The organism is Aeromicrobium sp. PE09-221 (genome assembly GCF_002174305.1).
Classification (GTDB): Bacteria; Actinomycetota; Actinomycetes; order Propionibacteriales; family Nocardioidaceae; genus Aeromicrobium.
Window position 1 is genome coordinate 111,856 of sequence record NZ_MIJB01000014.1, and the last position, 22,928, is coordinate 134,783.

At 66.1% G+C, this 22,928-nt stretch carries 23 protein-coding genes; 11 read left to right on the forward strand and 12 right to left on the reverse strand.

The genetic code is table 11. From position 1 onward, the window contains the following. Window positions 1-104: 104 nt before the first annotated feature. Together BHE97_RS08120 and BHE97_RS08125 are read left to right on the forward strand one after the other, a co-directional pair. A complete protein-coding gene (locus BHE97_RS08120) occupies window positions 105-677 on the forward strand; it encodes a carboxymuconolactone decarboxylase family protein (RefSeq protein ID WP_140400054.1) in 573 nt (190 codons plus the stop codon). 143 nt (window positions 678-820) lie between these two features. Further along, entirely contained in the window at window positions 821-1,354 is a 534-nt protein-coding gene (locus tag BHE97_RS08125) for a TetR/AcrR family transcriptional regulator (RefSeq protein ID WP_087623529.1), read from the forward strand. Between the two features lie 53 nt (window positions 1,355-1,407). Here the strand turns inward: BHE97_RS08125 and BHE97_RS08130 are convergent, their stop codons facing one another. Together BHE97_RS08130 and BHE97_RS08135 are read right to left on the reverse strand one after the other, a co-directional pair. After that, entirely contained in the window at window positions 1,408-2,400 is a 993-nt protein-coding gene (locus tag BHE97_RS08130; RefSeq protein ID WP_236757591.1) for a zinc-binding dehydrogenase, read from the reverse strand. A 5-nt stretch (window positions 2,401-2,405) separates the two neighbouring features. After that, window positions 2,406-2,945: a VOC family protein gene (locus BHE97_RS08135; protein ID WP_087623531.1), complete on the reverse strand. Its 540-nt coding sequence runs from the start codon at window positions 2,943-2,945 to the stop codon at window positions 2,406-2,408. Between the two features lie 179 nt (window positions 2,946-3,124). On the opposite strand from BHE97_RS08135, the gene BHE97_RS08140 reads away from it, so the two are divergent. Beyond that, the gene (locus tag BHE97_RS08140) at window positions 3,125-3,712 is read left to right on the forward strand and encodes a carboxymuconolactone decarboxylase family protein (RefSeq protein WP_087623532.1); all 588 of its coding nucleotides are present in this window, start codon (window positions 3,125-3,127) and stop codon (window positions 3,710-3,712) included. Window positions 3,713-3,823: 111 nt separating this feature from the next. On the opposite strand, the gene BHE97_RS08145 is transcribed toward BHE97_RS08140, so the two are convergent. Beyond that, entirely contained in the window at window positions 3,824-5,050 is a 1,227-nt protein-coding gene (locus BHE97_RS08145; RefSeq protein ID WP_087623533.1) for an IS256 family transposase, read from the reverse strand. A gap of 423 nt (window positions 5,051-5,473) precedes the next feature. Further along, window positions 5,474-5,839, reverse strand: coding sequence for a hypothetical protein (locus BHE97_RS20105; protein ID WP_170931332.1), 366 nt, complete (start codon window positions 5,837-5,839; stop codon window positions 5,474-5,476). 153 nt (window positions 5,840-5,992) lie between these two features. Here BHE97_RS20105 and BHE97_RS20370 point away from each other — a divergent pair, with 153 nt between their 5' ends. Next, entirely contained in the window at window positions 5,993-6,214 is a 222-nt protein-coding gene (locus BHE97_RS20370) for a hypothetical protein (RefSeq protein WP_201791360.1), read from the forward strand. A 31-nt stretch (window positions 6,215-6,245) separates the two neighbouring features. Here BHE97_RS20370 and BHE97_RS20975 read toward each other — a convergent pair whose 3' ends face one another. The 3 genes from BHE97_RS20975 to BHE97_RS08165 form a co-directional block, all read right to left on the reverse strand. Next, window positions 6,246-6,371, reverse strand: coding sequence for a hypothetical protein (locus BHE97_RS20975; RefSeq protein WP_272896904.1), 126 nt, complete (start codon window positions 6,369-6,371; stop codon window positions 6,246-6,248). An 87-nt stretch (window positions 6,372-6,458) separates the two neighbouring features. Further along, entirely contained in the window at window positions 6,459-6,971 is a 513-nt protein-coding gene (locus BHE97_RS08160; protein WP_170931333.1) for an anthrone oxygenase family protein, read from the reverse strand. Window positions 6,972-6,990: 19 nt separating this feature from the next. Beyond that, window positions 6,991-7,545, reverse strand: coding sequence for a TetR/AcrR family transcriptional regulator (locus BHE97_RS08165; RefSeq protein WP_170931334.1), 555 nt, complete (start codon window positions 7,543-7,545; stop codon window positions 6,991-6,993). 156 nt (window positions 7,546-7,701) lie between these two features. Between BHE97_RS08165 and BHE97_RS08170 the strand changes: the two genes are divergently transcribed. Beyond that, window positions 7,702-8,262 carry a TetR family transcriptional regulator gene (locus tag BHE97_RS08170; RefSeq protein ID WP_170931335.1) on the forward strand — a complete coding sequence of 187 codons (561 nt, stop codon included), beginning with the start codon at window positions 7,702-7,704 and terminating at the stop codon, window positions 8,260-8,262. Next, window positions 8,255-9,811: an MFS transporter gene (locus BHE97_RS08175; RefSeq protein WP_087623537.1), complete on the forward strand. Its 1,557-nt coding sequence runs from the start codon at window positions 8,255-8,257 to the stop codon at window positions 9,809-9,811. The genes BHE97_RS08170 and BHE97_RS08175 overlap by 8 nt, the downstream gene beginning before the upstream one ends. A gap of 304 nt (window positions 9,812-10,115) precedes the next feature. Here BHE97_RS08175 and BHE97_RS08180 read toward each other — a convergent pair whose 3' ends face one another. The 5 genes from BHE97_RS08180 to BHE97_RS08200 all read right to left on the reverse strand — a co-directional run bounded on the left by BHE97_RS08180 (window position 10,116) and on the right by BHE97_RS08200 (window position 14,588). Continuing rightward, window positions 10,116-10,907: an ABC transporter permease gene (locus BHE97_RS08180; protein WP_087623538.1), complete on the reverse strand. Its 792-nt coding sequence runs from the start codon at window positions 10,905-10,907 to the stop codon at window positions 10,116-10,118. Further along, the gene (locus BHE97_RS08185) at window positions 10,904-11,656 is read right to left on the reverse strand and encodes an ABC transporter permease (RefSeq protein ID WP_201791361.1); all 753 of its coding nucleotides are present in this window, start codon (window positions 11,654-11,656) and stop codon (window positions 10,904-10,906) included. The genes BHE97_RS08180 and BHE97_RS08185 overlap by 4 nt, the downstream gene beginning before the upstream one ends. Before the next feature lie 35 nt (window positions 11,657-11,691). Continuing rightward, window positions 11,692-12,657, reverse strand: coding sequence for an ATP-binding cassette domain-containing protein (locus tag BHE97_RS08190; protein ID WP_087623540.1), 966 nt, complete (start codon window positions 12,655-12,657; stop codon window positions 11,692-11,694). 141 nt (window positions 12,658-12,798) lie between these two features. Further along, window positions 12,799-13,296 carry a hypothetical protein gene (locus tag BHE97_RS08195; RefSeq protein WP_087623541.1) on the reverse strand — a complete coding sequence of 166 codons (498 nt, stop codon included), beginning with the start codon at window positions 13,294-13,296 and terminating at the stop codon, window positions 12,799-12,801. After that, on the reverse strand, window positions 13,293-14,588 hold the full coding sequence (locus BHE97_RS08200) for a siderophore-interacting protein (RefSeq protein ID WP_087623542.1): 1,296 nt from the start codon (window positions 14,586-14,588) through the stop codon (window positions 13,293-13,295). The genes BHE97_RS08195 and BHE97_RS08200 overlap by 4 nt, the downstream gene beginning before the upstream one ends. A gap of 251 nt (window positions 14,589-14,839) precedes the next feature. On the opposite strand from BHE97_RS08200, the gene BHE97_RS08205 reads away from it, so the two are divergent. From BHE97_RS08205 to BHE97_RS08225, 5 genes are read left to right on the forward strand one after another with little or no spacing between them, the layout of a single operon-like run. Further along, a complete protein-coding gene (locus tag BHE97_RS08205) occupies window positions 14,840-16,690 on the forward strand; it encodes an Ig-like domain-containing protein (protein ID WP_087623543.1) in 1,851 nt (616 codons plus the stop codon). Next, the gene (locus tag BHE97_RS08210; protein ID WP_087623544.1) at window positions 16,687-18,450 is read left to right on the forward strand and encodes an Ig-like domain repeat protein; all 1,764 of its coding nucleotides are present in this window, start codon (window positions 16,687-16,689) and stop codon (window positions 18,448-18,450) included. Before BHE97_RS08205 ends, BHE97_RS08210 begins: the two co-directional genes overlap by 4 nt. Then, on the forward strand, window positions 18,447-19,958 hold the full coding sequence (locus tag BHE97_RS08215) for an Ig-like domain-containing protein (RefSeq protein WP_087623545.1): 1,512 nt from the start codon (window positions 18,447-18,449) through the stop codon (window positions 19,956-19,958). The genes BHE97_RS08210 and BHE97_RS08215 overlap by 4 nt, the downstream gene beginning before the upstream one ends. Continuing rightward, a complete protein-coding gene (locus BHE97_RS08220; protein WP_087623546.1) occupies window positions 19,955-21,055 on the forward strand; it encodes a lipase family protein in 1,101 nt (366 codons plus the stop codon). The genes BHE97_RS08215 and BHE97_RS08220 overlap by 4 nt, the downstream gene beginning before the upstream one ends. Next, a complete protein-coding gene (locus BHE97_RS08225; protein WP_087623547.1) occupies window positions 21,052-22,920 on the forward strand; it encodes a DUF6801 domain-containing protein in 1,869 nt (622 codons plus the stop codon). The genes BHE97_RS08220 and BHE97_RS08225 overlap by 4 nt, the downstream gene beginning before the upstream one ends. The last annotated feature ends 8 nt before the right edge of the window (window positions 22,921-22,928 follow it).

Consider the following 22,928-nt stretch of genomic DNA (forward strand, 5'->3'; position numbering starts at 1 on the left):
CTCAGGACAAGCATCTTATGACTGCAGCCGATGTGCTTAACCGCTCGCATGATGTACGAACTTAGCGGTGGCATGCGGAAGCCTTCCGGACGAAGAGAGACGACGTGACCGTTGAAGCACCGAACATGAACGTGGCCCCCCTTGAACGGGCTGAGCTGACTGCGACCCAGAGCCTTATGCTCAGGGAAGCCTTGGGCGGGCGCGAGATCGAGGTCCACATCTATTCGACCCTTGTGCGTGTGCCGGAGATGTTCGAGGCCTGGGTTGCTCTTGCAAAGGAGTTCCTTGCCGGCGACGCGCTTCCCCGGCGGGCGAGCGAGATCGCGATTCTTCGCCTCGCGACGCGGACTGAGTGCGAGTACGAATGGGTCCACCACGTCGGTCGCGCCAGGGCTGCGGGAGTCGATGAGGAGACGCTCGCGGCGATCAGGGAAGGAAGCGGGGACCCGCACTGGGACGGTTTCGAGGCGGCGTTGGTCCGCGCTGCCGACGAGATTGTGGATGACCGTCAGATCTCCGCTACGACATGGGGCGTGCTTTCTGGCACGTTTGATGTGGATCAACTCGTGGCCTTCACCGTGATGCTTGGCTTCTACTCCGGTACGATGATGTCGTTGCGAACCTTCGGCACGCCATTAGAGTGGCGTTATCGGCAGACCGCCTGTGAGTGCTCATGAGTAAGCGGCATGCGCGGCCAGAAACCAATACGCGCGGGCTTACGTCGTCGCGTTACGATGGTCCGTGGAACTCGGAGTTCTCTGAAAGGTACGGGCAGGTGACACCAGCGGAAGTTGACGGTTCACCTATCGCTAAACTTGAGATGGCAGCGCTCGAACTCCTTGAACGCGATGGTGTTTTAGCCGGGTTGAACCTGCGCGAGGTGGCCGATGTCGCGGGCGTCACCCGTGGTCTGGTCTACCACCACTTCGGCACGCGTCAGTCGCTGCTGAGATCCGCGCTTGAGCGGTTCGCGCGAAACCGACGTGCGACCGTGATTCGGCGTGGAGAGATTCCCGGCCCCGAGCGTATTCGGACCTTTGTCCCTGGGCTCGTCGATGACCCCGTGAGCGTTCGCATCCTTGCGCTCTTGATCTTGGACGGTGCCGAGGAGTTTGTAGCCTTGCCCTACGCAAAAGAGACGCGAGCGAACCTCGAGCGCGATGTCGACGCGGGGATCTTGACCGGTGACGTAGATCCGGATGCACTTCAGGCAGGGGTTCTAGCAGCCGCCTATGGATGGGCGTTGTACCGCAAGGCCTTCGCCTCATCCCTGGGCCGTGAGGCGTCTGAGCTCGATGCAGATGTCCTGGAGATGATCGAGCGCATGTGGCAGACACGTCATTCGTCGAAATGAGACTTCACGTGGGCCCGTCGCAAGTGAATGCTGGGCCCACGTGAACGCTCGCACTAGTCGACCGAGCTGACCTTCACGACGAGCTTTCCAGCGTTACGGTTCGTGCGTAGTATCTCCAGTGCTTGGGGCGCATTCTCCCATGCGATCACCTGGTCAATCTTGGCCCTGATCAGTCCCTTTTCGATCAAGGGAACGACGTTATCGCGCACGGCCGCGTACACAGCCGCTCGTTCTTCGGGAGTGCGCACGCTGAAGGTTGTTCCGATGAGATGGATGCGCCGAAACGACAGTTGGTCCAGATTGATCGTCGTATCAGGACCCGCGAGGCGACCGATGTTGATGACGGTGCCTCCGATTCTGGTCAGCCCGAAGAGTTGACTGAACCCAGGGCCTCCGACGTGATCCACGACGATGTCCACGCCCCGGCCCTCAGTCTCATCCAGAACAGTCTGAGTGAGATCCTGCGTAGTGGTGTCCACGACAACGTCCGCCCCAACCGTAGTCGGTAGTCCCATCTTCGTCGCCGATGTCGTGGTCGCGATCACCTTGCCCGCCCCGAATGCCTTTGCAATCTGGATCCCCGCAAGGCCGACGCCCGAGGTTCCTCCGACGAACAGCACCGAGTCACCCTGTGACAATCCGGCTTGGCTGACGACCGCATCGTGCTCCGTGCCCATGCCGATCGGCAGGGCAGCTGCTTCCTCCCACGAGATGCCCAGCGGCACCGGCAGGAGGTTCCTGTGATCGGCGAGAGCGTACTCCGCCATTCCGCCGAGACTCGAGACCATGACGCGATCGCCCTCGGACCACCCCGTGACCCCGGTCCCCAAGGCGTCGATGATTCCGGCATATTCCAAGCCCGGTACGAACGTCGCTGCATTGCCGGACTTGGTCGCTGGCGTGTAGCTTCCGTCCATCATGTAGATGTCTGAGCGGTTCAGGCCCGCTGCTCTGACCGCGACCCTCACCTGGCCGGCTCCGGGCTCAGGGATCTCAACTTCACGAGGCACCCATGCGGGACCGTCTCCACCGAGGAGTGCGCGCATGGTGGTCACCGGCTGCCACCCGCCACGCGGATCGGGTCCGAGCCGTCCCATGTCCGCGCTGCCTCTGCGACCGAGGCGAAGTACTCGGCCTTGCCTCCGGTCTGCTCTGAAATCTCGATGAAGTTGCCAGGATCTTGGGGATGCTCGAAGTACGCATACCTGCCCTTCGTCCCCATTCGGCCATCCATCGCATTGACATACCCGCGATCCGTGAGGTGCCGGCACTTCTCGTCGAACTCGGTCGTCCAATAGGCGGTGTGCTGAACACCGCCGGGGGAATGCTCCAAGAACGCGTTGTAAACCGTGGGCACGTCGTCGTGTTGCTGGATGAGCTCGATTTGCATCTCGCCTGAGTTGGCGATGCCGAAGGACAGGTTCGGAAAAGTGTCAACTGGGATCCCGTAGTACCTCATCTCCACGACTTCCGCGCGCTCGCGATAGAAGAACGGACCAACGTCTAGCTTCTCGATCCAATGGTTCATCGCCAACTCGATGTCTTTCACGATGTAGGCGATCTGGCGCGGAGTGCCGAAAACTCTGCTCACGGTATGGACCCTCCTCAGGGATCAGGCATTTATGCGTGCGGTGCGAGTAAGCGATTCCGATCTCACTAGAAATTTGGCATAATGTCAATATCTAGGGTTACGCGTCTGCCTTAGAGACTGAAATGCCAGTACTACTAACCTGACGCTACGTTAGAAATATGAGTCGCTAGGAGACATGCATGCAGGGATACGAAACAGCGGTCGAGCCGCGGATCTTGCCCCTGGCACCCGCCGAATGGACCCCGCGGGTCGTGAGGGAGTTATTGGTTGCGACGAGAGCCAACCCGGCTAAAGCCGAGGCGGAGACTCCAGTGGAGGTGAACATCTACTCCACATTTGTCAGGCATCCGCGGTTGTTCGAGCCTTGGCGATCGGTTGCGCATGCTCTGCTGTTCGACGGGCAACTTCCGCCGCGCGAGCGGGAGCTCGCGATCTTGCGGACTGCCTGGAGGGCAGACTGCGACTACATGTGGGCTCAACACCGCCGCCATGCCGCTAATGCGGGCATTTCCGAAGAAGAGGTGGAGGCCGTAGCGGTAGAGGATGTGTCGGCGTGGTCGGACGACGACCGTCTCGTTCTTGTCGCATCGGACGAACTCACTCGCGATGCAGACCTCTCGACCGAGACCTGGAGCGCTCTTCGTCGGCGTTGGTCGGAGGAAGATGTGATGGAGTTCGTCGTCCTGGTAGGCGGCTATCGCCTTACGGCTTCGATGCTCAACTCCTTCAGGGTTCCGCTCGATGAAGGCACGGCCGGCTTCTCCTGAGCTGTTGGTTCGGCCAAGCGGGGCCGCTCATCGAACGACCCGACGACCCGGCTCGGTGACGTCCCGCTGTGTGGTGGAGTTTCTCGACACCGTGCGGTCAGTGGCTTGAGTCTATGCCGCGTCGATCGCGGCGATGGCCACCTCCTCGGGATCAGCGGTCAGGAGCTTCATAGAGCCCTCACTGAAGTAGCGGCGATCAGCTGAGTCCCACTCGTCGTGCTGCTCGATCAGCACGTGCCCAGCCAGGCGCAGCAGCGCAGCTGGGTTTGGGAAGACCCCGACGACGTTGGTGCGGCGTTTGATCTCCTTGTTCAACCGTTCCAGCGGGTTGGTCGACCAGATCTGCTGCCAGTGAGCGGGCGGGAACTCCGCGAACGCAAGGAGGTCTTCTCGGGCGTCGTCGAGCATGTCCGCAACATGAGGGTGGGAGCGGGTCAGCATGGTGACGACTTCGTCGAACTGTGCGCGGACCAGGTCGCGTTTGCCGCGGGGCACGAAGATCGTGCGGATAATCGCGGCGACCATGGGGCCGGCGACCTTGGGTACCTTCGCGAGGACGTTGCGCATGAAGTGAACCCGGCAGCGTTGCCAGGCGGCACCGGCGAAGCAGGTGCCGATCGCGGCGACCAGGCCCGTGTGGGCGTCGGAGACGATCAGCTGGACTCCGGACAGTCCGCTGGCCTTCAGGGAGCGGAAGAAGTCGGTCCAGAACGGTTCGGACTCGGTGTCACCGACGTTGAATCCCAGGACTTCTCGCCGTCCGTCGGCGGCGACCCCGACCGCGATCACGATCGCCTGGGACACGACCCGACGACCGACTCTGGCTTTGCAGTAGGTCGCATCGACGAACACATACGGATAGGCCGTGGCATCGAGTGGCCGCTGCCGGAACTCGGCGACATCCTCGTCCAAGTTCTGGCAGATCCGGGAGACCTCGGACTTGCTGATGCCCGTGTCTGCACCGAGTGCACGGACCAGGTCGTCTACCTTCCTGGTCGAGACGCCGTGAACATAAGCCTCCATCACCACCGCGAACAACGCTTGGTCGACCCGGCGTCGGCGCTCCAGGAGCGAGGGGAAGAACGACCTCGTCCGCCGTTTCGGGATCCGCAGATCCAACTGGCCGGCGGTCGTGGTGACCGTCTTGGGCCGAGTGCCGTTGCGGTGAACGGTCCGATCCGCAGAGCGTTCGAACGGCGCCGCGACGATCGCCGCAGCAGCCTCGGCATCGATCAGCTCCTGATAGAGCTTCTCAGTCGCGACGCGGACCCGGTCGGTGACATCAGTTGAGTGGAGTTCCCCGAGCAGCTCGAGGAGGGCAGACTGGTCAAGAGCCATCGTGCGTTGTGTCCTATCCGTGAGTTCCTTGGTCGGTTCTCACTGACCATCGCACGATGGCTCACCTCATCAAGGACAAGCAGCGGAACTACACCACCAGCCGGGACGTCACCACCCCGCTCGGCTGAAACGAGATTAGAAGGGATCCGATCTGTGCCTTCTCGCACTCGGCGGCGCGTTGAGCGCCCAGCCGCAACCGAATGACTCGACTGGCTCGCCGACTCCCCCCGACCTAGCGCGACTGCGAAAGAGCTGGCCCGGCTATGTAGTAACTGCCTTATCACGGTCGCCGAAGGCTGCCAGCTAGCCTTCGGAGATCGTGTAGCAAACTCTTCCTCCGACTCGTCCGTCCCACTCCGAACGAACGTCGATCATTTTGGCGGGGCCTGCCCCCCGGGATGTCCGGAGGCCCTGCTTGGTGGCTCAGCCGGTCCGCGTGAGACGGTTTCTTGCCGTGTAGTGAACCCGCTTGGCCTGGACCGGTGTCAGGTCGTCGATGGCCTTGTGGGTGCGCTCGCTGTCGAACCAGTCGACCAGTTCAGGGTTTCGAGCTCGGCGTGCTCGCCCCCGGGGACCAGGGGCACTCGGGGGGATGAGCTCGGTCTTGAGCAGACCGATCTGGGACTCGGCCAGGGCGTAAGCGTCGCCGACTGACCCGACCGGCGGGTCGACGCTGGCCTCGACTTGGTCAACATGCGTATGGGTGACGCCAATGGTCCGCAGCTTGCATCCATCGCGGAGGCGTTCGGCGCACTGGTCGAGTTGCAGCAGGAGGGCTCGATCCGTCACCTCGGGGGGTTAGCAACGTCACGCCTGCGCAGGTCTATGAGGCACGCGGCGTCGGCGAGATCGTGTGTGTAAAGAAGATGTACAACCACCGGCGGAAGCTGGCGGCTGGCGGGCTGCCGGGACTACTGGTCCAAATACGAGCACCCGTTCCACGTGTCACCGCCGGCGAACCAGCTCGACGCGATCGATGCCGTCGAGCTCGCGCTGGCCGACTACGAGGCAATGTTCGGCCACCGGCTGGTTGAGGAATGCCAGGTCGATGTCGAGACCGGCGAAGTGCTGCCGGTCGTGACCATCGTGGCTGACAACGGCGGCCCGTTCCGGTTATTCCGGTTGAGAATTTCCTCTTCGACCATCCCGAGCTGCACCACGTGAGGACTCGAGTGAGGTCCCCGGGTCAAACGGGTCACGCGAACGCGGCTTCGGCGCGCTGAAGTACGAGCGGCTCTTCATTGACGAGTTCGACGACGCCGTCATGCTCGCCAAGCACGCCGAGGAGTACCCGATCGAGTACAACCAGGTCCGGCCGCACGAGGCGATTGCCTGGAACCGACCGAAGGAGGTGCACCTCGGCCTGGCCGACCCCAAACACCGTTTATCGGACATACCCGGGGTCCCGTCATCGCGTTTGTTGGGGTCGGCGGCGGAGGGTGCCAGCCAGGGCTGCGAGGGAAGCGGCAACGTGGAGTGCTGCCCGAGCACGACTCGCCGATTCCCAGGCGGTGCGGAGTTGGAGCGGGTCGAGTTCCTGATGGGCTTTCTCGGTGGGTGCGACACCGAATCGCGGTGCGGACCCGAGTGGGCGCAGGCGGCGGAATTTGCGGTTCAACGGCTCGTTGGTGGTGGCTGTGATCAGCAGTGAGGAGCCGAAAGCCCCTGCTGCCGTCGCGAACAGTGCGGTGGCGCGTCCATCACGCGCGGCATAGGCGCGTCTGGCCTCGCGTAGCACGAGGGCGACTCCGGCGGCATGGACCCCATTGCCGACGATGGACGCGTAGGGGTCGATGCGGTGGAAGTTCTCCAGCCACGCGTCGATCTCGCGTGGTGCCGACCCGCGGCCTCTGATGTCTCCCAGGGTCAGGCCGGTGATCGTGACGGTGGTCAGGACCGAGGCTGCTCGTGAACGTTTCATGTGCTTGTTCTCTTTCATCTCAGGAACCCGGCCCGGCGGGCGGTTCGATCAGTTCTCGGATCCGGGCGAGTACGGCGTCGAGCACCTCGGCCGGAAGCGACTGCCCGGTCAGGGCGGCGAAGACCCAGAGGCCGTCGGAGGCCAGTCGTGCCACGAGGGCGTCGAGTTCGTCTCGAGTGGTGGGTGGCGTCATCAGGTCCGGGGCCCATCGATTGGCGACTTGCAGTGCAGCGGATCCGTCCTCGGCGTCTGCGGAGGCCTCCATAACCAGCGACAGGTCCCGGGGGGTGACCGGATCGATCGATGCCTGCAGGTAGGCGTGGAGTCGGTCGGCCGGCGTCGAGTCCTCCACGTCTCGGTCCAGCAGGGCGATCAGCTGCGACTCCCAAGCGGCGGCGCTGTGCGCATGCATCTGCTCCAGCAGAGCGTCCTTGGTGTCGAAGTGATACATGACGCCACCGCGGCTCAGGCCTGATTCGCGCGCCACCGAGTCGAACGTGACCGCGCTCAACCCGTCGCGCCTCGCGACACGCAACGCGGCGTCGAGGACCGCGTCCCTCGAACTCGGTCTCATGTTCCTCCTCCGTCGCGCGTCGCCGATAACTATACCGGACATCCAGTTCAGTTACTGCCTATCGGCCCGGGAGCATCGGTCGGCGAGATGGATCGAGACCACCAGCGAGGCAGCCACCCGCTAATCGTGTACAAACGTACATGTACTCTTGTGCACATGGGTGTTGGGAAGCGGACGACGCGGGATCCCGAGGGACGTCGGCGGATGATCATCGAAGCTGCGGCGGAGTTGATCGTAGAGGATGGCGTGGGTGGGTTGACGCATCGCAAGATCGCGGCCCGGGCCGGGGTGCCGCTGGGTTCAACGACCCACTACTTCGAGTCGCTGACCGATCTGCGGGACGCGGCACTGGAGTTCTTGGCGGCGATGATGGACTCCGGCCTGGCCGAGCTGGGCCGAGAACTGGCTGGGGATCAGTCCGTTGCGCGGGTGCTGGCTCGGGTGTTCCACCAGTATCTGAGTGATCCGGTCCGAGTCCGAGCCGACGCGGCCTTCTATGTGGTCGCGACCCAGGATCCGGGGCTGCGTCCCTTGGCGACACGCTGGTTCGACGGCCTGGTCGACATCCTGTCCGGGATCACCGACCAGCAGACGGCCGTGGCGGTCGCGGTGTACGGCGACGGGGCGATGCTGCACGCCATGCTGCACGACACTGCGCTGAGCGAGGAGGAGTTGGAGATGACGATTGAACGACTGATGGAGAACACGAATGCGTAGCCTGCTGACCTCTCGGACGGCCGAGTCGATGACCACGCGGCAGCGCTGGGCCGCGTTGCTCATGCTGGCCGGAAGCCTGCTGGTGGTCATGATGGACATGACGATCCTGATCATGGCACTGCCGGCCCTGGTCGAGGATCTGGGACCGAGCAGTGCTCAGCAGTTGTGGATCATCGACATCTACTCGCTGATCCTGGCTGGGTTGCTGATCCCGATGAGCGCTCTGGCCGATCGCTGGGGCCGCAAGAAGGTTCTGTTGACTGGGTTCGCGATTTTCGGTGTGGTCTCGGTGCTGGTGCTGTTCGCCACGAGCGCGGTGCACGTGATCGTGCTGCGCGCCCTGCTGGGCGCAGGCGGGGCGATGATCATGCCGACCACCTTGTCGATGATCCGCACCATCTTCACCAACCCCAAAGAACGAGCGACGGCACTGGCGGTGTGGTCGGTGGTCTCCGGCGTCGGAGCGATCATTGGCCCGCTGGTCGGCGGAACTTTGCTGGAGTTCTTCGACTGGCATGCCGCCTTCCTGATCAACGTGCCGTTCGTGGCGGTGGCGATCGTCGCCGGCCTGATCCTCCTGCCGGAAGCACGGGACCCGAACCCGCCACGCTGGGACCTGCCGGCGACCGTGCTGTCCATCGCCGGAATGTCCGCGCTGGTGTGGTCGATCAAGCAGCTGGCCAAGCACGGCTGGGGCGATATCGGCTCGTGGGCGGCGATCGCGGCCTCGCTGGCGTTGATGACCTGGTTCGTGCTGCGCTGCCTGCGCCGGTCGGACCCGCTGCTGGACGTGCGGCTCTTCAAGAGCAAGCCCTTCACCGCCGGCACCCTCGCAGCCATGGCATCGATGTTCGGGATGGCCGCCCTCATCCTGCTGGTCGCCCAATGGCTACAGGCCGTCGAAGGCCTCTCACCCGTCGTGGCGGGCGTGGCGCTGCTGCCGATGGTCCTGGGGTCGCTGGTCTTCGCGCCATTCGCGCCCACACTCGCGATCCGGATCGGCGCCCGTAACGTCCTGGCCGGCGGTCTGGCGATCGCCGGGCTCGGAATGCTGCTGCTGTTCGGCATCGGCAGCACCTTCACCTACTGGCAGCTCGCACCCGCGATGGCCCTGGTCGGCGCCGGTCTGGGATCGCTCGCGATCGCCTCGGCCATCATCATGGGCAGCACCCCCACCGAGAAGGCGGGAAACGCCGCCGCGATCGAGGAGTCCATGTACGACCTGGGCAACGTCCTGGGCATCGCGGTACTCGGCAGCATCGCCGCCGCGATCTACCGCACCCAACTGGCCATCGGCGACTTCGCCGATCAAGGCATCACCGGGACACTGGCCCACGACTCACGCGAGTCCATCGTCGGAGCCCTAGCCGTGGCCGAGCAGACCGACACCCCCGCCCTCGCCACCACCGCGATCGACGCATTCACCCAGTCCATCGTGCAGACCTCGCTGGTCGGCGGACTCATCATGCTCGCCGCCGCCATCGTGGTCCACCGCCTCGTCCCCAAGTCCTTCGACATCGCCACCCACGAAACCCCCTCCGTACAGTAAGGACGTGCGCCAATAGGCGCGGTTGAGGATGCGTGGCGATGGCAGGCTCTCGTAGACATGTGAGTGAAACGATGAGGGGTGGGCCACGCTCAAAGTGCCCTTCGCGAACCGACAGGCATCGGTGAGTACGACGAAGGCGATTGCGTTGATCCACGAGTCTGTTCCCTGCACGTCACTGATGGTGGCTCGCAAGGGTCTTTGTGGCCCTCGTCGAGACATCGCGACTAGGGCTCAACGGATGATCCGGGTGGTGGTGCAGGCGGTCGGCGGCGCAGCGCATCGTGGCGGCGGTGGACTCGAGCAACTATGCCTGCCGGGCGCGGACGCGCACTGCGGTGTATCCGGCCAGCAGGGTCAGGCCGAGCGCCCAGCCGAGGGTGGCCAAGACGTGGAGTCCGGCGGGTTCGCCGCCGTGGGCGAAGGTTCGCATCGCCTCGATGACATGGGTGATGGGATTGGCCTCGGCGACAGGCTGGGCCCAGCCGGGCAGATCGCCGATCGTGACGAATCCGGTGGACAGGAACGACAGCACCAGCAACACGGCGTTGAGCACGGCGACCGCGGACTCCGCGGACGCGGCCGACAACGCTATGGCAACCATGAACCACGCCAGGCCGAAGCCGTAGATCAGCGGGACGACCAGGTAGCCGATGACTCCGGTGATGCCTTCGGTGAACCGGAACCCCAAGCCGATTCCCACGACCGTGACGACGAGCAGGGTGGCCAGATTGCGGATGGTGTCGGCAATGATCCGACCCGCCAGCGGTGCGATCGGTGAGATCGGCAGAGTGCGCAGTCGGTCGTCGAAGCCGGTGGTTCGATCGGTGTGGGCAGCGATGGCCGTGGACAAGGTGGCGAAGGTGATGCCCATCGTGGCGAACAGCGGCACGGTGTAGTCGATGTAGTGGGCATAGGACGCGTCTGGCATGACGACCTTGGCGAACGAGACCGACAGCAAGCACAGCAGGATCACCGGGAATGCCGCGGCCATCAGCAGGGTCGTGGGGGAACGGGCCATGAGCAGGGCGCTGCGTGCGGCCAGGACGGCCGTGTCCGTCCAGAGCGAGGGGTGCGGAGCTGTGTCATGGTTTCTCATCGGACCCTCCCGAAAGCGCGTGGTGCCAAGAACGTGAACGCCGTCAGCAGTCCGGCGATCCAGAGCACGGCGATGAGTATGGTGCGCCCCAGGTCCTCGTGACCGAGAGTCGACACGGCGCGTAGTGCGTCGGCGATCCGCGAGACCGGCTGATTCTCGACCAGGGGTTGCAGCCAGCCGGGAAAGGCTTCGGCGGGAACGAACAGGTTGGACACCAGGAGCAGCGGGTAGTAAAGCAGTCCGCCGATGGCTTGGACCTGCTCGACCTTGGCGATCGCGAAGCCGAGCACGATGTAGCCGGCGCACGCGGCTGCGGCGCAACCGATCGCCAGCGCCACGAAGAGCAGCACGTATCCGGCCCCGCGCTCGAACCGGAATCCGAAACCGTAGCCGGCGATCACCAGCACGACGAGGCTGAGCAGCGCGCGTACCAGTTCGCCGACCAGGAGTGAGAGCACGGGCGCGGTCCGCGAGATCGGCATCGACCGCAGTCGCGCGGACATGCCCCCCGAGGCGTCCTCGGCCGCCCATACCGATGCCGATATTGCGCTGAAGAACATCGCCTGGAGCACGACCGCGGGTATCACGTACTGCGCATAGTCGACTCCCGCCCGCTCCATGACCCCGTTCAGGACGGTGAAGAACAGGAACGCGAACACCAGCGGCAGGACGATCGCGCCGATGATGGACGAGGGTCGGCGCGACATCAGTCGCAGGTGGCGACCGGCCAACTGGGCCGTGTCGCTCACGAACGACGGCTGCGGCGTCGGTATGAGGGTCGGGCTCATGGCGCGGTCGCCCCGGCGGGCGTCTCGGTGGCGGGGGTCGCTGGGTTCGAGGCTCGTCCGGTGAGGGCGAGGAACACGTCGTCCAACGTCGGCTGCCGAAGTCCCACTTCGGTCGGGGCCACGTCGTGCTCGTCGAGGAGTCGCAACACCTCGACGAGGGTCTGCGGCCCCGCGGCGGGGATGGTGAGCAGCAACTCGTCGCGGCTGACCTCCCACCGTTCAGCCAGGACTCGCTGTGCCCGGTCGACCGTTGACTCGGCCACGCCGACCTGACAGGTCGAGCCGCCGGTGCGCTGTTTGAGTTCATGCGCCGTGCCGTCCGCGATCACCTTGCCGTGGTCGATCACCACGATCCGGTCTGCCAGCTCGTCGGCCTCGGCCAGGTACTGCGTGGTCAGCACGATCGTCGTGCCCTCGGCGCGCAGCGACCGCACGGCCTCCCACAGCGCGTTGCGGCTGTGCGGATCCAAGCCGGTCGTCGGTTCGTCGAGGAACAACACCCGAGGGCGGCCGATCATCGAGGCCGCCAGATCGAGTCGGCGGCGCATCCCGCCGGAGAACGTGCCCGTGCGGCGGTGGGCCACCTCGGCCAGCCCGAACTCGGTGAGCAGTTCGTCGGCCCGTGCCCAGGCACCGGCCGAACCCAGCTTCAGCAGTCGGCCGAACAGCACGAGGTTCTCCCGGGCTGTCAGGCCGTCGTCGAGGGCCGCGAACTGGCCGGTCAGTCCGATCCGACCGCGTGCGGCGGCCGGGTCGGCGATCACGTCGATCCCGTCGACCCGTGCGGTCCCCGCGTCAGGACGAATCAGGGTCGTCAGGACGTTGATCGTCGTTGTCTTGCCCGCGCCGTTCGGTCCGAGCAGCCCCAGGATCTCTCCTTCGGACACTTGCAGGTCCACCCCGCGTAGGGCCTCGACCTCGCCGAATCGCTTGTGCAGCCCTTCGGCCTCCACCACCAGCATAGTGCTCCCCTCTTAGGTAATCCTCACCTTAGTTCGGCCAGCATCGATGCGCGACGGTCGCGGCGCAGGTCGTCCTCTGGGTGTGTTGAGGCAGCCGCTCAGGACAGTCGCGGTCGTGATTCGGCCCGGGCAGGCCAGGGCTCAGCCCTGCGACGGCCCGAGGTTCCACAGGCGCATGTCCCAGCCGAGTTCCCTCGGCTCGCCGGGGGTGAGCCCCGCGGCACGAGCCAGGGCCTCGATCCCGGCGGGGGTCCGCAGCCCCGAGCCGTAGGCGACGCGCAGCCTCAGGTCCAGTTCGGCGTCGTGGTCGTGCACCTCGTCGCCGGTCTCGGTCACGCGCTCGGCCAGCAGCACCGGTACTCGTGCCCCGCCGAGCTTGCGCAGCATGGCGACGGCGGTCTCGTCAGTGAGGCGTTCGAGCAGCCAGGTCGCGACGATCACATCCGCTCCGCCGGTCGCCGCGGCAGTGGGATCATCGGCAAGCGTCACCGTCAGGGCGGGGTGCGCGTCGCGCAGGGCGTCCCGCAGCGCCGACGATCCGGCGCCCACGAGACGTGCCGCGGCGTAGGACGTCCACTCGTGATGGTGCACGATCGACGGAGCGGCCCAGCGCGAATCCTGGTGGTCGCGTTCGGTCATCGCGTGGGCGAGTTCCTTGTCGCTGTCGTCGGTCGGAGCGGACAGGACATCTGCCAGGTAACGGCCGTCGCCGTGGGGGCCGCCGCTCCCGTGCGAAGCGTCGCCACGAGTCGTTCCGGAGTCATGTCGAGAGCGTCGAGTGCCGGATCGCCCAGCTCGTCCAGCGCAGTGGCGATGAGCTCGCCCGTTGCCCCGAGCCGAAGTGAACCGTCGCCGACCAGCGCCGGGTCGGCGGGATCCAGGGCAACCACGTCGAGAGTCGCGAGGTAGCGCAGCAAGCCCCGCAGTGCGGGTGCGTCGAGGTTCAGTTCACGCGCCAGCGCGGGAACGGAAGCCGGTGCCCGTTCCAGGCGCGCCAGCACGCCCGTCGCGACGGCGGCGCGCAGGACCACCGGCCGGGTCATGTCGAACGCCTCCTCCACGGCGGCCTCCTCGGCCGCGTCCAGATCGACGGCGTCGGCCGGACGGCTCGACTCGTCAGGCGTGGTGGCGGTCCGACGCCAGTAACCGGTGATGTCGAGGCAGTCGCGTGGGACCTCACGCTCGACCTTGAGGAAGGTGCGCAACGGTTTGAGTCGCATCGCTTCTCCGGCGAGCCAGCAGAACACCACTCCCGGCCACCAGGGGGCGGAGGTGATCGCGCGCTCGAGGACATCGCTGGTGCCCGGGGCGGCACCGTCGCGTGGCAGCCAGGTGACGTCGACGCCCTCGGGCGAGGCGACGTCGAGGCGGTGGGTGTCGTCGGCGATCTCGATGAACACTTGGCCGCGCACGCCGGCGGGCCACTCCTCGAGCAGCCGCGCGATCGCGGGAAGCGCCGTCTCGTCACCGCCGGCGAGGATCCATTCGACCCCCTCGGGCAGCAGCGCCGAGCTCTTCGGTCCTGCGATGAAAGCGGTGTCCCCGGGGTGCACGGTCTCGACCCAGGACGAGGCATATCCCGTGCCATGGCGGACGAAATCCAGATCGAGCTCGCCGGATACCGGGTCCCAGCGGCGTGGGGTGTAGTCCTTCGCCGGGGAACTCCCGGACCAGTCCAGGTGCCCCTCGACCTGTCTCGGCGGCCGCGCCGCGGTCTGGCCGTTGCCGGGAACGATGAGCTTGACGTGGTCGTCGAAGCCCTCGTTGCGCAGCGGGGGCACCGCGATGCCGTCGGCGGTCGCGAAGGCGCCGAACTGCGCACCGGTCAGCGTGATTCGGCGCATCCCCGGTCCCAGATCGACCACCCGGGAGACGGTCAGTTCGCGCACGCTGATCGGGTAGATCCTCTGCTCGCGTCGGGTGCGGGGCACGTGACTCTCCTCAAGATGTCGTCGGTCTGTCGCTGGGTTCGATCATGAGGGGTCGCGGCCGCAATGTGATGATCGAGCGCCGGAAATGTCCTCTGACTTGTCGCACGACTGCGCAGAAGACAACTTTTCCTCCAGTCTGGACTCCGAATCCTGAGGATGCTTAGGCTCACCTTGGTTTCTCGGGGCTCGAGCGGTTGTTCGTGCCCCGGTCGTGCGCCGCGCCGTCGGGTGCGCCAGACAGGAAGGTCATCATGTTCTCGGGATTCTCCCGCCGCCCCCTCGTCGCCTCGGGGCTCGTCGCCCTGGTCGCGCCCGTGGCTCTGACTTCCATCGTCTCGCCGGCCGAAGCGGCCGAGACGCCCACCGACACGCACTCGGTCACGACGCAGTGGAAGTGCAACATCTTCTACGGCGACTCCCAGATGTACGACTACGAGATCGGAGTGACCGTCGACCTGCCGACGAGTGTCGCGCCCGGTGAACGCGTCGCATCACGGACGGCGACCTGGCGCATCAACGACCGGGGTTACCTGCGGGGTCTCAACGACCGGCCCAACGCCACCGCGCTGCACCCGGACTCGGCGACGTTCGGCCTGCAGGGTGGCTGGCTGGAGGTCGTCTCGGGCGGCGCGGTCGGCGAGGAGGCCGAGTTCGAACCGGTGACCCTCCCGGTGGACGACCCGGACAGCCAGATCCACGGCGAGCTGCCCGGTGCGGTGGTCGCCGAGGGAGAGGGGCTGTTCCCGGGTTTCACGGTGCCCGCCGACGCCAGCGGTGAGATCTCACTGCAGTTCGCGAACCACCTGCGCCGCGACATCACCCTGGTCACCGGCAGCGTTCCGCGCGTGTTCACCGCCGACGAGTGCAAGCCCGCAGGAGATCTGACCATCGCCACGATCGACGTCGTCGGCGAGCCCGCTCCCACCGCTGCAACGAAGACGCTGTCCAAGCAGGCGATCTACCAGTGCAAGATCTCCGGATCGACCGGCATCAACGCGGTGATCAAGATCAACGCCACCGCGACCGTACCCACGCTGGCTCGGCCGGGAGACCGGTTCCGGGTGCCCTTCACGCTGTCGGTAGAGTTCCCCGCGATCCTGTCGACGATGGTCGGCGGATTCGGTGACTTCGACCGCGTGCGCGGTTACAGCGACAACATCGACGTGGCCAGCTACGACGCCGACGGACGACATTCCACCCGGTTGCCGCGCGTCCTCACCGATGGCCCGATGCCGACATCGGGGGCGTTCACCCTGGAGGCGACCTCCGGAGGCGCGTGGATCGACGTCCCGCAGAACTCGGCGACGGACGTGGAGATCCGGATGCCGCAAGCCGATCAGATCGATCACCCGATGCTCGCCGCCAACCCCAGCATGGTTCCCGAGGGCTGGGAGCAGATCAGCTTCACACTCAACGCCCAGATATACAACTCGGCCACGCCGGACGCGACGCCCTTGTTCGCGGTCCTGTTCTGCAAGGCCTACGAATCGCGCCATCCAGGCAGCACCGAACTCGGCAAGGTCGACGTCGCGGGGACGGAAACTGTGGCGAAGGTGGCGCTGAGCGCCCCCACGTCGGTGAGGCACGGCAAGGCCACAGCGGTGGCAGTGTCGGTGCCGGGTGCCACTGGCGCGGTGACGCTGACCGGTGCGGGCGCTGCGCAGACGCGGAGCCTGTCCGGCGGCAAGGCATCCTTCGTGGTGCCGAAGACGCTCAGGGCCGGCCGCTACACGCTGAAGGCCAATTACGCCGGCGATCGCGACGTCAAGGCCGGAACGGTGAGCCGCACGTTGGTGGTGGTGAAGGCGGGTACTCGGGCGTCGGTTCGGGTGTCGAAGAGGCCGACGTCGAAGAAGCGGGGCAAGGCCGTGGTGACGGTGCGGTCGGTGACTGGTACGAAGCCGCGGGGCAAGGTCACGGTGACTTTGCGCAAGGGCAAGAAGGTCAAGCGGGTCAGTGCTCGGGTGAATGCGCGGGGTCAGGCGAGTGTGCGGTTGCCGAAGCTCGCGAAGGGCACGTGGAAGTTCACCGCGGCGTATGGCGGTGACGTCAACCATCTCAAGAAGACCGTCAAGGTCAAGAAACTGAAGGTGAAGAAGTGAAGACGTCGACCGGATACAAGACGATCGCTGCGACTGCGGCCGCAGCGCTGACCGCCGGACTACTCGGCGCAATGACGGGTACGGCACGGGCCGATGAACCAACCACCGCGACGGTGGTCCACACTATTTCGACCCAGAAGTTGTCCTGCGATGCGACGCCATGGCTGGCTCCCGGCGTGACGGAGCCTGCCACGGTAGATCTCAACTTCTATCCGTTCAGCTACGACTATCCCACCGAGGTGAAGGACGGCGAGCAGATCGAGGCGCAGGCGATCTCAGCCACCGTGACGCTCGCTCTCAACGCGCAGTTCATGAAGAACAGCATGAAGGCGACCGATGTCGGTTTGACGATCGACGGCATGCGGCTGACTGCGGAGGGAGCTCCTGGCGGATCGGTCGCCCTCCCGGCCGTGGAACTGGAGAGCATCCCCGCGCCGGTCAACGAGTTCAGCCCGGTCCGGTGGACCGACCGCGAGTTTCTCCTGCCGGCCTACACCGCATCGGACACCAATGCCGACGGCTGGTCGGAGCGATCACTGACCGGACCGTTCACCGTGACGGCGAGCGTGGTCCGCGAAGGGGAGACCGAGCCGACGAGCATCTCGACGACCTGCGACGAGGAGTACAACGGTAGGATCCGGCTTGCATCGCCGATCGTGGTGAGCCGCTACTCCGATCCCATTGCGGACCGGCCGACCGGTGAGCCGCTGGCGACACTGAACCTGCACAACGAATTCATGGGTCAGGACAACCCGATCAGTTTCTTCGGCGCGCTTCCGGAGAAAGTCTACGCAGGTCAGAAGGTGTCGGCGATCTCGGTGGTGGCCCATGAACCCGCAGAGGAATATGACGAGCCCAACGACGGCGGAGCACTCAATACGCGGTGGCACGAGGGCTTCACGGCCACGGCCACGGTCGGGCGGCACCGGATCAAGGTCCCGATCACCGTTGCCCCGCCGACGCCTAACGTCTATTCGCGCAATGTCTATCGACTCGAGCTGGGCGCGTTCGCCATTCCCGCCGACGCCTCCGGCAAGCTGACTCTCGCTCTCGACAACGCGGACCTGGACTGGAAGTTCGTCAGCCGGTACCCCTCGATCATGCTGACCGAATCGGAAGCGGAGGTCCCCGACGAGATGCGCGAGTTCCTCATCGAACAACTCGAGGGTGATGGGACGTTGGGTTCGGTCCCTGTGGTGGCTCGGGGTGCGGTGGGTCTGTCGGTTCCGTCGTCGGTGGCGTATGGCCGCGCCGGTGTCGTGAGTGTGTCGGTACCGGGTGCGACTGGCGCGGTGACGTTGACCGGTGCGGGCGCTGCGCAGTCGCGGAGTCTGTCGGGTGGGAAGGTGTCGTTCGTGGTGCCGAGGACGCTGCGGCCGGGGCGGTATGGCCTCAAGGCTGCGTATGCCGGTGATGGCTCGCATCAGGCTGGCGCGGTTTCGAAGACGTTGGTGGTGACTAAGGCGGGCACGCGTGCGTCGGTTCGGGTGTCGAAGAGGCCGACGTCGAAGAAGCGGGGCAAGGCCGTGGTGACGGTGCGGTCGGTGACTGGTACGAAGCCGCGGGGCAAGGTCACGGTGACTTTGCGCAAGGGCAAGAAGGTCAAGCGGGTCAGTGCTCGGGTGAATGCGCGGGGTCAGGCGAGTGTGCGGTTGCCGAAGCTCGCGAAGGGCACGTGGAAGTTCACCGCGGCGTATGGCGGTGACGTCAACCATCTCAAGAAGACCGTCAAGGTCAAGAAACTGAAGGTGAAGAAGTGAGAGGACCACTCGCCACGGTCACGGCTGCTGCGCTGGTCGTGGGCCTGCTGGGCGCCACCGCCGGTGCCGCCCGCGCAGAGCCGGTCGGGGTGAGTCACACGTACGAATGCGACCTGAGCATCAACGAACTGAAGGACGGCAATCCGTACGAGTTCGCCACCACCGCGCGGATGGCTCTGCCCAGGAAGGTGGCGCCGGGGACGAGCATTCCGGCGCGCCCGTTCAGCATCGACATCACGCTGCCGCGGGTACTGTTGGAGTTCGGCGCCAACCACCCCCTGGGGCCGTTCACCCGGCTGGTCGGCCGCGCGGGGACCCTGGCTCTCAACACCACGATCAACGGTGTCGAGGGCAAGCACGCGATCGCCGAGGTGACGACGCCCTCGTACGAATTCGACGGGGAACGTGACCTGAGCGTCACCGCCAGCGGAACGTTGTCGGCGATCGACGTGCCGGCGGGCACCCCCGACGGCTCGGTGATCCAGGTCCGTCTGCCCGACAATGACAACACCCAGGATCCGTGGTTCCCGAGCGCCAGCGACACCATGTTCGTCGCCTTCACGATGTTCGCGAACCTGGTCTCCGACGAGACCGGACTGGACTACGACGCCCCGGCGCGCTGCGGTGTCGGCGACAGTGCGCTACAAGGCCCCGAGATCGCCACGATCGAGGTGGACGATTCACTGATCGCGCCCGAGGTGGCGTTGCTGGTGCCCGCGTCCGTCGTCCACGGGCGGGCTGCCACGGCGTCGGTCTCGGTGCCGGGCGCCACTGGTGAGGTCACCGTCGTCGGTGCCGGTGAGACCCGGACCGTGACACTCCAGGGCGGAAGTGCCGCGGTCGTGCTCCCTGGCGATCTGGCCGCAGGTACCCACCAGATCTCGGCCATCTACGACGGCGACGATATCTACGGTCCGGGAGCCGCCGCAGCGAGTCTGACCGTCGCCCGAGCTCCGTCGGCGGCGCTGAAGGCGAAGGGCGCCTCGATCGTGCACGGCAGGAGCGGAACCATCTCGGTCACGGCGCCCGCCGCAGGCGCGGTGACGGTGGCTGGCTTGGGCACGAAGACTGCCACGACCGCCGGCCAGGGCCTCGCGTTCACCGTGCCGAAGACGTTGCGGGCCGGCACCACGACCTACCGAGCCAGTTTCGTCCCGGCGGACGGCAACTACGCGTCGCCCAGCCCGATCGCCGTCCGGGTCGGTGTCGCGAAGGCCGGCACTCGCGCGTCGGTGCGCGTGTTGAAGAGGCCGACGTCGAAGAAGAAAGGCAAGGCCGTGGTCACGGTGCGGTCGGTGACCGGAACCAAGCCGCGTGGCACGGTCACGGTGACCTTGAAGAAGGGCAAGAAGACCAAGAGGGTCAGGGCGAAGGTGAACGCCAACGGCCAGGCGAGCGTGAGGCTGCCCAAACTCGCGAAGGGCGCCTGGAAGGTGACCGCCGCCTATGCCGGCGACGCCAACCACGTCAGGAAGTCCATCAGGAAGAAGCTCAAGGTCACGAAGTGAGCCTGCACAGCGTGGTCGAGACCGGATCGAACGAAGCGAGCCTTCGCGTCTTTGGTGACGTGCTGAACCACGAGACGATCGAGTCCGACGAGCTCGTGCGGGGGGCCGCCCGTGGGATTCGAATGACCTACGTTTCGCAGGGAGCTTCGGGGGAGCGCCGACCGGTCACCGCCGTGGTGCAGGTCCCGGAAGGGACTGCCCCGGTAGGTGGCTGGCCGGTGATGGCGTACGCCCACGGCACGAGCGGCGTCGGTGAGCACTGCACTGTCTCGAACCTTCTGGCTCTCCATGGGGACCTCCTGGCACCGTGGATCCAGCGTGGGTTCGCCGTGGTCGCGACCGACTACGCCGGCATCGGCACACCCGGCGGTCACCCCTATCTTTCCTCCGCCGCGTCGGGGGCGAACGTGATCGACAGCGTCAGTGCGGCGCGATCGATGGTCTCTGAGCTCTCAGTGTGCTGGGTGACGATGGGCGGATCGCAAGGCGGTCAGGCGGCGATCGCCACGGCGCACCTGTCGGCCAGCAGGGCGCCGCACCTGCGCCACGTCGGCGCGATCGCCGTGTGCCCGCCGCTCCTGATCTCGAGGTTCGTCGCCTTGGCGGGCCCGTGGGTGCCACGGCTGCCGGTGCCTGACTTCGTCACCTACCTGGCCTACATCCTGGCCGGCCTGCGGGTCTCGCGTCCCGACGTCGACAGTTCGCCCTACCTCACCCCGCTGGGTCAGCGCCTCGTCGACGAGGCGCCGTGGTACGGCTACGCGCAGATGGTGGAGCGTACCCGCGGGATTGGCGTCGGAACGATGTTCCGGCGCGGACTCCGGCGCACGCCCGTTGCTCGTGCCTTCGACGAGCAGACCCATCTGCCGACCGAGGGCTACAGTGTGCCCGTTCTCGTGGCAGCGGGCGTGTTCGACCCGATCTGCCCGGCGCCGCTGGCGGAGAGGTTCGTCGCCCGAGCGCGTCGCCGCGGGCAGCAGTTCACCCTTCACCGCTATGTGTCAGGCCATCAGGTCGGGAGCAAGGCGAACGCCGACGCGATCGCGTTCTCGCTGTCCGTGCTCGGCGCAGATTCTGTCGCGAGGTCGTCATCATGAATGCCATTCGGGTTCGTCAGGTCGTGCTCGGTCTGGTGTCGGTGGTTCTCGGGGCCGCCACCGTGACGGCCGAGGCGTCGACCACCGCGCGCAGCGTTGTCGACGCCGAGGTGGTCTTCACGTGCAACCGTGTCTTCAGGGGCGACGTCGAGACCTGGCCGCTCTCGGTGCGCGTTCGCACTGAACTGCCTGACGCCGTGACGGCCGGTGAGGAGGTCGTGTCCCGTGACGCGACCTTCTCCCTTCACGTGGGTGACCTGTTCGCCCGAGGCGCCGAGCTCAGCGACGGCTTCGCGTTCGATGCCGTGAAGGTCGGGATCGCGGGGGCGTGGCTCAACGTCCTGGACGATGGAGTTGTCGTGGAGGAAGCGGCCATCGGCGAGAGCGCGTCGGACTGGATCGACCTGACCGGGCAGGGGGCCAGGGAGGGGGTCGTCGGCGAGGTCGAGGGCACCCTCTCGGCCTTCGTGATGCCCGCGGCGGGCTCGGGCACGGCGGCGCTGGCCCTCGGGGAGAACTTGAAGCTCCAGATCGGCTACCGGAGGGCAGGTGTCGAAGGCGACTTCCAGCCGACCGAGTGCACGGCGGCGGGCGAGCGGACGTTCGGCCAGGTCGCGGTCACGCCCGACACCTCGGCGCCGGCGGTCACCCAGGTGAAGAAGACCTTCAGCACGACCTACGCGTGCGTACCCTCGGGGTCGAATGTGAAGACCACGGTCAAACTGACCGGCACTGCGACCCTGCCCGAGCGCGTCGCGCCGGGCTCGAAGTTCCGGGTCCCGTTCACCTTCGACCTGGGGCTGCCTGCGATGCTCAGCGAGATGGCGTCCGGGTACGGCCAGTTCGAGACGGTCTGGGGATACACCGACAACGTCGAACTCAACGCCACCATCGCCAAGAAGACGACCGCTCACCGGTTCGCCCGCATCAGTGCTGAGGGCAAACTGCCGGAGAAGGGCGAGTTCACGCTGACCGCCGCATCGGCCGGAGTCCGGGTCGAGGTGCCCCGGAACGTCACCGGCGGCACCGTCGACCTGACCCCGCCCGGCTCCAGCCAGATCCCGCACCCGCGAACCGACATCGGCGGCCGCGTGTCGTTCACGCTGAACGCGCAACTGAGGAGTCCGGCCTATGCCACTCCGCTCTACGCGGTCCTGGTGTGCACGCTGCCCCGGGGCGTGACGGCGCCCGCCATGAGTGTGACGATCGACCCCGACGCCGCGCTGGTCAACGACGATCCGATCGCGATCGACAACCCCGAGGTGCCGGTCGTGGAGAACGACAGCGCCACCGGCAAGATCTGGATGGAGATCGACACCGCAGACCTGTCGTCGGGCAGTTCGGCATTCACCGTCCTGGTCAGCAATGCCAACGGCAAGGTGCCGCTGGTGCCCCGTATCAGCACGATCGGCACGACATTGCCCACGGTGACCTCCAAGAAGGACGGCACCGCCAGCTTCGGCGTCGACATCGGCGCGCTCGGACTTCGAGACGGCACCCACGTGGTGAGAATCCGCGAGTCGTCGACCCTGCGGACCGGCACGCTGTCGTTCACCGTCAAGGGCGGTCGCCTGGACTCTGGCACCGACTCGACTCCGGTCGGCTCGATCCCCAACGACGTGGTGTTCGGCAACGACGTGGGCAGTGTGCCCGAAGACGTGCTCGTCACGCCCGCACGCACAGTCCCGGTGAGCAGCGTCTCGGAACTGACTGCGCCGCTGTCGGCGGCCGGCCCGCAGCCCGTCGTCGCGGGCCTCTCGGTGTGGACTTGGGGCGTCGTGGCCGCTGGTGCGGTGGCGCTGGGAGCGATCATCTCGGCCCACGGCCGCACGATGCGCCGGCTGCGCGACGAGTCGGCGCGATGAGCCAGCTT

What these genes read in the sequence shown, in the direction of transcription:
- BHE97_RS08205 (WP_087623543.1), top strand. Translation starts at nt 14,840, where the DNA reads ATGTTCTCGGGATTCTCCCGCCGCCCCCTCGTCGCCTCGGGGCTCGTC.
- BHE97_RS08180 (WP_087623538.1), bottom strand. Translation starts at nt 10,907, where the DNA reads ATGAGAAACCATGACACAGCTCCGCACCCCTCGCTCTGGACGGACACG.
- BHE97_RS08175 (WP_087623537.1), top strand. Translation starts at nt 8,255, where the DNA reads ATGCGTAGCCTGCTGACCTCTCGGACGGCCGAGTCGATGACCACGCGG.
- BHE97_RS08145 (WP_087623533.1), bottom strand. Translation starts at nt 5,050, where the DNA reads ATGGCTCTTGACCAGTCTGCCCTCCTCGAGCTGCTCGGGGAACTCCAC.
- BHE97_RS08130 (WP_236757591.1), bottom strand. Translation starts at nt 2,400, where the DNA reads ATGCGCGCACTCCTCGGTGGAGACGGTCCCGCATGGGTGCCTCGTGAA.
- BHE97_RS08165 (WP_170931334.1), bottom strand. Translation starts at nt 7,545, where the DNA reads ATGAGACCGAGTTCGAGGGACGCGGTCCTCGACGCCGCGTTGCGTGTC.
- BHE97_RS08170 (WP_170931335.1), top strand. Translation starts at nt 7,702, where the DNA reads ATGGGTGTTGGGAAGCGGACGACGCGGGATCCCGAGGGACGTCGGCGG.
- BHE97_RS08195 (WP_087623541.1), bottom strand. Translation starts at nt 13,296, where the DNA reads ATGACCGAACGCGACCACCAGGATTCGCGCTGGGCCGCTCCGTCGATC.
- BHE97_RS08140 (WP_087623532.1), top strand. Translation starts at nt 3,125, where the DNA reads ATGCAGGGATACGAAACAGCGGTCGAGCCGCGGATCTTGCCCCTGGCA.
- BHE97_RS08160 (WP_170931333.1), bottom strand. Translation starts at nt 6,971, where the DNA reads ATGAAACGTTCACGAGCAGCCTCGGTCCTGACCACCGTCACGATCACC.
- BHE97_RS08125 (WP_087623529.1), top strand. Translation starts at nt 821, where the DNA reads ATGGCAGCGCTCGAACTCCTTGAACGCGATGGTGTTTTAGCCGGGTTG.
- BHE97_RS08190 (WP_087623540.1), bottom strand. Translation starts at nt 12,657, where the DNA reads ATGCTGGTGGTGGAGGCCGAAGGGCTGCACAAGCGATTCGGCGAGGTC.
- BHE97_RS08225 (WP_087623547.1), top strand. Translation starts at nt 21,052, where the DNA reads ATGAATGCCATTCGGGTTCGTCAGGTCGTGCTCGGTCTGGTGTCGGTG.